Consider the following 10,011-nt stretch of genomic DNA (forward strand, 5'->3'; position numbering starts at 1 on the left):
GCCGCTCGGCGGCCGGCAGCAGCAAGCGCCCGTCCCGCTGCTGCCGTTGCCGCCGGCCGTCGTCAGCGGCCGCCCTGCTCCTTGCCCAGGAGCCCGGCCCGCCGCAGGGCGTCCGCCATCGCGTCGTTGGCCGGCCCGGCGTCCCGACCGCCCCGGCGGTCACCGCCGCGCCGGCCGTCGCCGCCCTGCCGCTGTCGCGGGGCACCGCCCCGGCCGCCGTCCCGCGGCGCCCGGCCGCCCGCGCCGCCGCGGCGCTCGCCGCCGCCCGCCGCCTGACCGCCCTTGCCGGGCTCGTCCTCCAGCCGCAGCGTCAGCGAGATCCGCTTGCGCGGAATGTCGACGTCGAGCACCTTGACCCGCACGATGTCGCCCGGCTTCACCACGTCCCGCGGGTCCTTGACGAAGGTCTTCGACATCGCCGAGACATGCACCAGACCGTCCTGGTGGACGCCGACGTCCACGAACGCCCCGAAGGCGGCGACATTGGTCACCACGCCCTCCAGGAGCATCCCCGGCTGGAGATCGCCGATCTTCTCCACGCCCTCCTTGAAGGCCGCGGTCTTGAAGACCGGACGCGGGTCGCGGCCCGGCTTCTCCAGCTCCTGGAGGATGTCGCTCACCGTCGGCAGACCGAAGGAGTCGTCGACGAAATCGGCGGCCTTCAGGCTGCGCAGCACCGTCGTGTTGCCGATCAGCGAGCCGACCTCGGTGTCCGCCGACTTCACCATCCGCCGCACCACCGGGTACGCCTCCGGGTGCACGCTGGAGGCGTCCAGCGGGTCGTCGCCGCCCCGGATGCGCAGGAAGCCCGCGCACTGCTCGTACGCCTTCGGGCCGAGCCGCGCCACGTCCTTGAGGGCCTTGCGGGAGCGGAACGGGCCGTTGCTGTCCCGGTGCGCGACGATGTTCTCGGCCAGGCCGGAACCGATGCCCGACACCCGCGAAAGCAGCGGTGCGGACGCGGTGTTGACGTCCACGCCGACGCCGTTCACACAGTCCTCGACGACCGCGTCGAGCGAGCGCGACAGCTTCACCTCGGACAGGTCGTGCTGGTACTGGCCCACCCCGATCGACTTCGGGTCGATCTTGACGAGCTCGGCCAGCGGGTCCTGGAGGCGCCGGGCGATGGACACCGCGCCGCGCAGCGAGACGTCCAGCTCGGGCAGCTCCTGCGAGGCGAACGCGGAGGCGGAGTACACCGAGGCGCCGGCCTCGGACACCATCACCTTCGTCAGCTTCAGCTCCGGCTGCGCGGCGATCAGATCGGCCGCCAGCTTGTCGGTCTCGCGGGAGGCGGTGCCGTTGCCGATCGCGATCAGCTCGACGTCGTGCGCGCGGGCCAGCTTCGCGAGCGTGGCCAGCGAGGCGTCCCACTTCTGCTGCGGCACATGGGGGTAGATGGTCTCCGTGGCGGCCACCTTGCCGGTCGCGTCCACCACGGCGACCTTCACGCCCGTACGGAAACCGGGGTCCAGGCCCATCGTGGCGCGCGTGCCGGCGGGCGCCGCCAGCAGCAGATCGCGCAGGTTCGACGCGAAGACCCGGACCGCCTCGTCCTCGGCGGCCTGCCGCAGCCGCAGCCGCAGATCGATCCCGAGGTGTACCTGGATGCGGGTGCGCCAGGCCCACCGCACGGTGTCCTTGAGCCACTTGTCGGCCGGCCGGCCGCGGTCGGTGATGCCGAAGCGGTGCGCGATGGCCTGCTCGTAGGCGCTGGTGCCCTCGGTGACCGTCGACGGGTCCTCCGGCTCCAGGGCGAGATCGAGGATCTCCTCCTTCTCGCCGCGGAACATCGCCAGCACCCGGTGCGAGGGCAGCGCGGTGAACGGCTCGGCGAAGTCGAAGTAGTCGGCGAACTTCGCGCCGGCCTCCTCCTTGCCCTCGCGCACCTTCGCCGCGACCTGCCCGCGCGACCACATCCGCTCGCGCAGCTCACCGATCAGATCCGCGTCCTCGCCGAACCGCTCGGTCAGGATGGCCCGCGCGCCCTCCAGGGCGGCGGCCGCGTCGGCGACCCCCTTGTCGGCGTCCACGAACGCCGCGGCCGCCGCGGCCGGTTCCACCGACGGGTCGCTCAGCAGCCCGTCGGCGAGCGGCTCCAGGCCCGCCTCCCGGGCGATCTGCGCCTTGGTGCGCCGCTTGGGCTTGAACGGGAGGTAGATGTCCTCCAGGCGCGCCTTGGAATCGGCGCCGCGGATCTGCGCCTCCAGGGCGGCGTCCAGCTTGCCCTGGGACCGTACGGACTCCAGGATCGCGCCCCGCCGCTCCTCCAGCTCCCGCAGATAGCGCAGCCGCTCCTCCAACGAGCGCAGCTGCGCGTCGTCGAGCGTCTCGGTGGCTTCCTTGCGGTAGCGCGCGATGAACGGGACGGTCGAGCCGCCGTCGAGCAGTTCGACCGCGGCCTTCACCTGCCGCTCCTTGACGCCGAGCTCCCCGGCGATCCTCGCTTCGATGGACCCGAGGGCCCCGATGGGCTCAGTGGATGCCGTCACGTTGATCCTGACCTGCCTTCCAGCGCTTGCATGAGCCTGCATTGTGCCGGGTGGCGGGCCGCACTGTCGTGCCGCCCAGCCGGTGGGGAGTGTCCGCGCGGCTCCCCGGCCGCCCGGAGGCCGGGAGGCACGTCGCGCCCGCTCGGCGGCGCCGGGGGTGTGCGGACGGCCGCGCACACCCCCGCCGGAACGCCGGATTCGCCACCGCTCAGGGGACTTTGCCTCCGGACGGGGTCCTGGACCGCCCGCCGGACTACTTGCCGAACAGCGTGGCCGGGAACGCCCCGGCCTCCATGACGGCGGTGGTGAAGCCGGTCGCCAGCTCGGTGAGCCGGGCCACGCCCGCGGCGCCCAGGTGCTCGTACGGTGCCCGGTCCAGCCGGTCCGTCGCCCGCTCCAGGTCCTTGCGCAGCTGCACCCCGGCCTCGGTCAACTCGCCCTCGGCGTCCAGCAGCCCGCGGTCGCGCAGCCGCTCCTGCGCGGCGCTCCAGTCCTCCTCCGACCAGCCACGGGTCGCCATGACGCCCTGGTAGCTCATCCCACGGCCGCTGGCGGTGTGCGTGACCAGCGCCTCCAGGCCGTCGAGCCCGGCGTCCAGCAGCGCGGACAGATGGCCGTCGCCGCGGTGTTCGCGCAGCAGCGTCGCGGCGTGCCAGTAGGCCAGGTGCGGGGCGTTGGGCACCGGCAGGTCGGCGTGCGCGGCGTACAGCGGCCGGGCCCGGCGGGAACAGCCCTCGGTGGCGCGCAGGGCCAGCTCGGCCGCCTCGGCCATCTCCGGGGAGGCGACGGCCTCTGGGCCGAGCAGCCGGCGCAGCGTGGCGTCCGCGGCACGCAGCCGGGCGTCCAGCACCGTCTGGGGAGTGGTCTGGGTCCAGACCTGCGGGACGTGCCGCGCGACGAGTTCGTGCTTGAAGTTGTAGAAGGTGGCCGTGATGGTGCCCGGACCCACCGCGCCCATGGCCGCGCCCCGGCAGGCGAAGTAGGCGGCGCTGCGGTTCTCGATGCCGGCCTTCGCCATCTCCTCGGCGAGCTCCGGCGCGAAGTAGTGCGTGGAGTGGAACGGGTTGATGACGTGGTGGCAGGTACGGCCGGCCTGCTCGGGCAGTGCGCTGGAAGTGGTCATGAGGGGAGGGTACCGACCGGTGGGTATGGAGCCGGCGTCGGGGCACCGGAACCGGCCGCACACCGGGACCCGAAGCCGGCCGCACGCGCTCCCCGCCCTGTCATGGCAGGAAAGGTGGGAAACCCGTCATTGCTGCCGGACGTCGTGCTGCCCAGGATGGAGACATGGAACAGCGTGAGGTACTCGTGGTCCTCTTCGACGGCGTGCAGGCGCTCGACGTCAGCGGACCGGTCGAGGTCTTCCACGGGGCGTCCCAGTCGGAGCCGGGCGCCTACCGGATCCGCACCGCCGGCCTCGACGGCACACCGGTCCGCACCACCAGCGGCCTGACGCTCGTCCCCGACCTCACGCTCGCCGAGGCCGGGGCGCCGCACACCTTGGTGGTGCCCGGCGGCCAGGGCACCCGCGCCCCCGACCCCCGGCTGATCGACTGGCTGCGCGGCAACGCCCACCGCGCCCGCCGGAAGGTCTCGGTGTGCAGCGGAGCGCTGCTGCTGGCCGAGGCCGGGCTGCTGGACGGCCGCCGGGTGACCACCCACTGGATGCTCTGCGACACCCTCGCCCGGCGGTTCCCCGCCCTGCGCGTCGAACCGGAGCCGATCTACGTACGCGACGGCGACGTGGCCACCTCCGCGGGCGTGACCGCCGGCATCGACCTCGCGCTGGCGCTGGTGGAGGAGGATCTCGGCCGGGACACCGCGCTTGCCGTCGCCCGGCACCTGGTCGTCTTCCTGCGCCGGCCGGGCAACCAGACCCAGTTCAGCGTCCAGCTCGCCGCCCAGACCGCCGAGCGGCGGCCACTGCGCGACCTCCAGCAGTGGATCACCGAGCACCCCGCGGCGGATCTGTCCGTCGACGCCCTGGCGGACCGGGCGGGCCTGTCCCCGCGGCACTTCGCCCGGGCGTTCCGCGACGAGGTCGGCATGCCGCCGGGGCGCTATGTCGACCGGGTCCGGCTGGAGGCCGCCCGCCGGCGGCTGGAGGACACCGCCGACGGCATCGCGCAGGTCTCCCGCCACTGCGGCTACGGCACCCCCGAGGCGATGCGCCGCGCCTTCCTCCGGGCCCTGGGCACCTCCCCGGCCGAGTACCGCCGCCGCTTCCAGCCGGCCCGGCCGCCGGCGCCCGCGGCCTGAACCGGGCCGCCACGACCACCGGCCGACACCGCTCCGCACTCCTACCGAACAGGAACCTGCCATGCAGCTCGCGATCCTCCTCTTCGACCGCTTCACCACCCTGGACGCCGTCGGCCCCTACGAAACCCTCAGCCGGTTGCCCGGCGCCGAAGCGGTCTTCGTCGGCGAACGCACCGGCCCCCACCGCAACGAACTCGGCTCGCTGGGACTGGTCGCCGACGCCACGCTGGCGGAGGTCACCGCGCCGGACATCCTCGTCGTGCCCGGCGGCCCGGGCCAGGCGGCGCAGATGGCCAACGGCCCGCTGCACGAGTGGATCCGTGCCGTGGACGCCGGCACCACCTGGACCACCTCGGTGTGCACCGGCTCGCTGATCCTCGGCGCCGCGGGCCTCCTCAAGGGGCGGCGGGCCACCTCGCACTGGCTCGCGCTGGACCAGCTGCCGGCGCTGGGCGCCGAGCCGACCGGGGAACGGGTGGTCTTCGACGGCAAGTACGTCACGGCGGCCGGCGTCTCCTCCGGCATCGACATGGGGCTGACCCTGGCGGGCCGGATCGCCGGGGACACCGTGGCGCGAACGATCCAGCTCGGCATCGAATACGACCCGCAGCCGCCGTACGACGCGGGCTCCCCGGACAAGGCCCCGGCCGGGGTCACCGCGGCACTGCGGGAGCAGAGCCGGTTCCTGCTGACGCAACAGCGGTGAGGGGCCGCGCCCCGGCGCCCGCGCGGCCCGGCCCGCTCAGCCCGCGGGCCAGGTGAAACGCGGCGCCCGGCGCTCCAGGAAGGCGGCGGCACCCTCCGCGGTGTCGCCGCTCGCGCGGGCCTGCGCGGCCCAGTGGGCGCCCCGCTCCTCGGCCTCGGCCGGCGGCACGTCCCAGGCGCCGTTGGCCAGTTCCTTCGCCGCGGTCTGGGTCAGCAGCGACCGGCTCGCCAGCACGGCCGAGAACTCCGCCACCCGCTTGTCCAGGCCGCCCTCCGCCAGCACCTCGTCCACCAGGCCCGTCCGCAGCGCCCGCGCACAGCCGATCAACTCCCCGGAGAACAACAGGTACTTGGCGGTGGAGAGGCCGACCAGCCGGACCAGCCGCCGGGTGGCGGACGCCGGATAGACCACCGCCAGCTTGGCCGGCGTCACCCCGAACAGCGCGCCCTCCTCCGCGAACCGCAGATCGCAGGCGGCCGCCAACTGGGCGCCGCCGCCCACGCAGTAGCCGCGTATCGCCGCCAGCGTCGGCCCGGGGAAGGCCGCCAGCGCCTCCTCCGCCACCACCGCCAGTCCCTGCGACTCACCGTCGGCATCCCGCAGCGTCCCGATGTCCGCCCCCGCGCAGAACGTCCCGCCCTCCCCGGTCAGCACCAGCGACCGCACCGATCCGTCGGCCGCCAGCCGGTCCAGCAGCGGCGGCAGATCCCGCCACATCTGCACCGTCATCGCATTCCGCTTGCCGGTGTTGCTGATCGTGACGGTCGCGGTGCCGTCGCTGACATGTGTCTTCAGACCGGGTTCCATGCCCCGGATATTAGAGCGACCGCGCCGGGCCGGGCCGGATACCATCGGCCGCCTGATGTCAGCCACTCTCGTCGCCAAAGACCTCGCCGCCGGCCACGGCGAGCGCGTCCTGTTCTCCGGCCTCGATCTGGTCGTCGCCCCCGGCGACGTGGTCGGCCTCGTCGGCGCCAACGGCGCGGGCAAGTCCACCCTGCTGCGCCTGCTGGCCGGCCTGGACACCCCCGAGCACGGCACGCTCGCGCTCGGCCCGCCCACCGCCACCGTCGGCCACCTCCCGCAGGAGCCCGACCGCCGCCCGGGGGAGACCGTGCGCGCCTTCCTGGCCCGCCGCACCGGCGTGGCCGCCGCCCAGCGCGCCCTGGACACCGCCACCGAGGCGCTGGTCGAGGAGCGGCCCGGCGCGGACGACGCCTATGCGACGGCGCTGGAGCGCTGGCTCGCGCTGGGCGCCGCCGACCTCGACGAACGGGCCGAGGAGACCGCCGCCCAGCTCGGTCTCTCCATCGGCCTCGACCAGCCGATGACGACGCTCTCCGGGGGCCAGGCCGCCCGCGCCTCCCTCGCCTCGCTCCTGCTCTCCCGCTACGACATCTTCCTGCTGGACGAGCCCACCAACGACCTCGATCTGGACGGTCTGCACCAGCTGGAGTCCTTCGTCACCGGGCTGCGCGCCGGCACCGTCCTGGTCAGCCACGACCGTGAGTTCCTGACCCGCACGGTCGGCCGCGTCCTCGAACTCGACCTCGCCCAGCAGCAGGTCAACACCTACGGCGGTGGCTACGCCTCCTACCTGGAGGAGCGCGAGCGGGCCCGGCGCCATGCCCGCGAGCAGTACGAGGAGTACGCCGGCACCCGAGCCGCCCTGGAGACCCGGGCGCACACCCAGCGCAACTGGATGGAGAAGGGCGTCAAGAACGCCCGCCGCAAGGCCCCCGACAACGACAAGGTCGGCCGCAACGCCCGGGTCGAGGCGACCGAGAAGCAGGCCGCGAAGGCCAGGCAGACCCAGCGCCTGATCGAGCGGCTGGAGGTCGTCGAGGAGCCGCGCAAGGAGTGGGAGCTGCGGATGGAGATCGCCGCCGCCCCGCGGGCCGGTGCGGTGGTGGCCACCCTCCGCGGCGCCGGGGTGCAGCGCGGCGCGTTCCGCTTCGGCCCGGTGGACCTCCAGATCGACTGGGCGGACCGGGTCGCCATCACCGGCCCCAACGGCGCCGGCAAGTCCACCCTGCTCGCCGCCCTCCTCGGCCGGCTGCCGCTGGACGAGGGGCACGCCGCCCTGGGCCCCGGGGTGGTGGTCGGCGAGGTCGACCAGGCGCGCGGCCAGCTCTTCGGCGGCCACGGCGGCGGCGAGGAGCCGCTGATGGACTCCTTCCGGGCCCATGCCCCCGAGCTGTCGCCCGCCGATGTCCGCACCCTGCTCGCGAAGTTCGGGCTGAAGGCGGCGCATGTGCTCCGCCCGGCGCGCACCCTCTCGCCGGGCGAGCGGACCCGCGCCGCGCTCGCGCTCCTCCAGGGCCGCGGGGTCAACCTCCTCGTTCTCGATGAGCCGACCAACCACCTCGATCTGCCGGCCATCGAACAGCTGGAGTCGGCCCTCGCCTCGTACCCGGGCACCCTGCTGCTGGTCACCCACGACCGCCGGATGCTCGAAGCGGTGCACACCACCCGCCGGATCGAGGTCGACGCCGGGCGGATCACCGACCGGACGGTGTGAGCGCCGGGACCGGCCGCCCGCGACATCCGTGCGGATTATCGATTTGGCCCACAGGCCACCGCCCCGTAATGTGGTGTGCACCGACGCGGGGTGGAGCAGCTCGGTAGCTCGCTGGGCTCATAACCCAGAGGTCGCAGGTTCAAATCCTGTCCCCGCTACTGCAGAGGTACAGCCGGTCCGGTGCTCAGGCGCCGGGCCGGCTGTGTCGTAGGGCCGAACGGTCCCGAGGGCCGGGAGCGCGGGGCGACCGCTCCGCGGCCGTCCGCGAGCGAGGCGCGGGACGGACAGGACCGGTCGCCGGTCCCACCGAATCACTCGGAAGCAACCAAAAGGCGTCGATAGACGCTGACTTGTGGTCAGCAGCCCGGTCCGGACCAACGCATTCCCAACACTCTTCCTGTGAGGATGCCTTCCGGACCCCCCGCAGAGCCCCCCGAAGAGCTGACCTCCCCGCTCGCGTACGAAGGTGTCTGGCGGTTCACCGCCCCGGCACTGGAGGCCTCGGTGCCGCTGGCCCGGCACGCGGTCCGGGATCTGCTCGCCGAACAGCGCGTGCCCGTGGCCGCCGACATCATGGACGGCCTGCTGCTCATCGTCTCCGAACTCGTCACCAACGCCGTCCGGCACGCCGCCCTGCTCTCGCCGCAGATCGCCGTACAGCTCACCATCGGTGCGAACTGGCTGGCGGTCGCGGTCGAGGACAGCCACCCCTACCGCCCCAAGGCACTGGAGGCGGATCAGGGTGATGTCGGCGGACGCGGCCTGTGGCTGGTCAAGACCGTCACCGCGGACGCGGGCGGCAAATGCGGTGTGGAGCTCACGGCGAACGGCGGCAAGGCCATCTGGGCCGAGCTTCCGCTCACCCCGCTCGCTACCAGCCCGCCGACCGTCCGGTGAGTTCGCGCACCGCGGGGCGCGCCGCGTCCAGCACGGTCATGAACCACGCGGAGAACGGCGCCTCGGCGTGCCGCTCGGCCAGCTCCTGAGGCGTCACGAAGGCGATCTCGCCGATCTCCTCCGGGTCGGGCGCCGGCTCGGCCCGCACCAGCCCGACGAACAGGTGGTTGTACTCCTGCTCCACGAGGCCGGAGGCCGGATCGGGATGGTTGTAGCGCACCGTGCCGGCCTCGGCCAGCAGTGAGGGGGCCAGGCCGAGCTCCTCGGCCGTGCGGCGGGCCGCGGCCGCGAACGGTGCCTCACCGGGATACGGGTGACCGCAGCAGGTGTTGGACCACACACCGGGGGAGTGGTACTTCCCCAGGGCCCTGCGCTGGAGCAGCAGGCGGCCCTTCTCGTCGAAGAGGAAGACCGAGAACGCACGGTGCAACTGCCCGGGAGGCTGGTGGGCGGCGAGCTTCTCCGCGGTGCCGATCGTCGTGCCGTCCTCGTCGACCAGCTCCAGCATGATCGGTTCGGCGGCGCCGCCCGGTGTGCTCACCGCCGGGTCCCCGGCGGTCTGTCCGTTGGCAGGTGTGATCGGCATGCCCATCCTTGTCGTCGGTCTTCGACGCCAAGTCTGCCCTAGTCAGGCCCCCGTCAGCGGCACAGCGGGTGCGCGGCGCCACATGCCGGCGGGTGGACGGGGGTGCGCCCGTGGTGAGAGGGGCCACATCCGCCGCCGTGTGCGGGGCCCCCGGCGCGACGGACGAGGGCGGCCCCGTCGTGGCACCGGGGCACGGCGACCGCCCGTCGGACGTGGAATGGCACGCACCACACCTGTCGGGGCACATCCCGCCCGCGCCGTGACCAGCCCTCTCATAAGGGGCACCGGATCGGCCGCCGGGGGCGCAGCGCAGTTGTTCATGCGCCGCCCGATCCACCATGATGATCGCGGCAGGCGCAGCCGTCGGTCACTCGATCGTGCGGTGAATGCGCGGTGAACGGCCGCATCCGGCGATCCGATAACCTCTGCCGACGTGCCACCCAGCCCCTCCGGGGGCGAGGTGTGCCACGCCCGCTGCCCGGGTAGTTCGTGTCGAATGCGGATCGACTTCGGACCGGCCTGGCTGCCTTGTCAGCTTCCAAGGAGTGAG

General features: G+C 73.6%; 8 protein-coding genes and 1 tRNA gene. 5 read left to right on the plus strand and 4 right to left on the minus strand.

Annotation, left to right across the window (positions count from 1 at the left end; translation table 11 throughout):
- Positions 1 to 62: 62 nt before the first annotated feature.
- Together EST92_RS05230 and EST92_RS05235 are read right to left on the minus strand one after the other, a co-directional pair.
- On the minus strand, positions 63 to 2,492 hold the full coding sequence (locus tag EST92_RS05230; RefSeq protein ID WP_129279754.1) for a Tex family protein: 2,430 nt from the start codon (positions 2,490 to 2,492) through the stop codon (positions 63 to 65).
- Between the two features lie 253 nt (positions 2,493 to 2,745).
- Complete coding sequence (locus tag EST92_RS05235; RefSeq protein ID WP_129279755.1) at positions 2,746 to 3,615, minus strand: hypothetical protein; 870 nt, start codon at positions 3,613 to 3,615, stop codon at positions 2,746 to 2,748.
- Positions 3,616 to 3,779: 164 nt separating this feature from the next.
- Between EST92_RS05235 and EST92_RS05240 the strand changes: the two genes are divergently transcribed.
- Both EST92_RS05240 and EST92_RS05245 read left to right on the plus strand, forming a co-directional pair.
- A complete protein-coding gene (locus tag EST92_RS05240; protein WP_129279756.1) occupies positions 3,780 to 4,751 on the plus strand; it encodes a DJ-1/PfpI family protein in 972 nt (323 codons plus the stop codon).
- A gap of 61 nt (positions 4,752 to 4,812) precedes the next feature.
- The gene (locus EST92_RS05245) at positions 4,813 to 5,457 is read left to right on the plus strand and encodes a DJ-1/PfpI family protein (RefSeq protein WP_129279757.1); all 645 of its coding nucleotides are present in this window, start codon (positions 4,813 to 4,815) and stop codon (positions 5,455 to 5,457) included.
- Positions 5,458 to 5,493: 36 nt separating this feature from the next.
- Here EST92_RS05245 and EST92_RS05250 read toward each other — a convergent pair whose 3' ends face one another.
- Positions 5,494 to 6,264, minus strand: a complete 771-nt coding sequence (locus EST92_RS05250; RefSeq protein WP_129279758.1) for an enoyl-CoA hydratase/isomerase family protein — start codon at positions 6,262 to 6,264, stop codon at positions 5,494 to 5,496.
- Positions 6,265 to 6,319: 55 nt separating this feature from the next.
- On the opposite strand from EST92_RS05250, the gene EST92_RS05255 reads away from it, so the two are divergent.
- The 3 genes from EST92_RS05255 to EST92_RS05265 all read left to right on the plus strand — a co-directional run bounded on the left by EST92_RS05255 (position 6,320) and on the right by EST92_RS05265 (position 8,875).
- Positions 6,320 to 7,978, plus strand: a complete 1,659-nt coding sequence (locus EST92_RS05255) for an ABC-F family ATP-binding cassette domain-containing protein (protein ID WP_129279759.1) — start codon at positions 6,320 to 6,322, stop codon at positions 7,976 to 7,978.
- An 84-nt stretch (positions 7,979 to 8,062) separates the two neighbouring features.
- Positions 8,063 to 8,136, plus strand: a tRNA-Met gene (locus tag EST92_RS05260).
- Between the two features lie 247 nt (positions 8,137 to 8,383).
- Positions 8,384 to 8,875 (plus strand): ATP-binding protein, encoded by a 492-nt coding sequence (locus tag EST92_RS05265; protein ID WP_129279760.1) that lies wholly within the window; start codon positions 8,384 to 8,386, stop codon positions 8,873 to 8,875.
- Here the strand turns inward: EST92_RS05265 and idi are convergent.
- Positions 8,850 to 9,461 carry an isopentenyl-diphosphate Delta-isomerase gene (gene idi, locus EST92_RS05270; protein WP_129250457.1) on the minus strand — a complete coding sequence of 204 codons (612 nt, stop codon included), beginning with the start codon at positions 9,459 to 9,461 and terminating at the stop codon, positions 8,850 to 8,852. The two genes, EST92_RS05265 and idi, sit on opposite strands and share 26 nt — an antisense overlap.
- Positions 9,462 to 10,011 lie beyond the last annotated feature (550 nt).

The organism is Streptomyces sp. TM32 (assembly GCF_004122755.1).
GTDB lineage: Bacteria > Actinomycetota > Actinomycetes > Streptomycetales > Streptomycetaceae > Streptomyces > Streptomyces sioyaensis.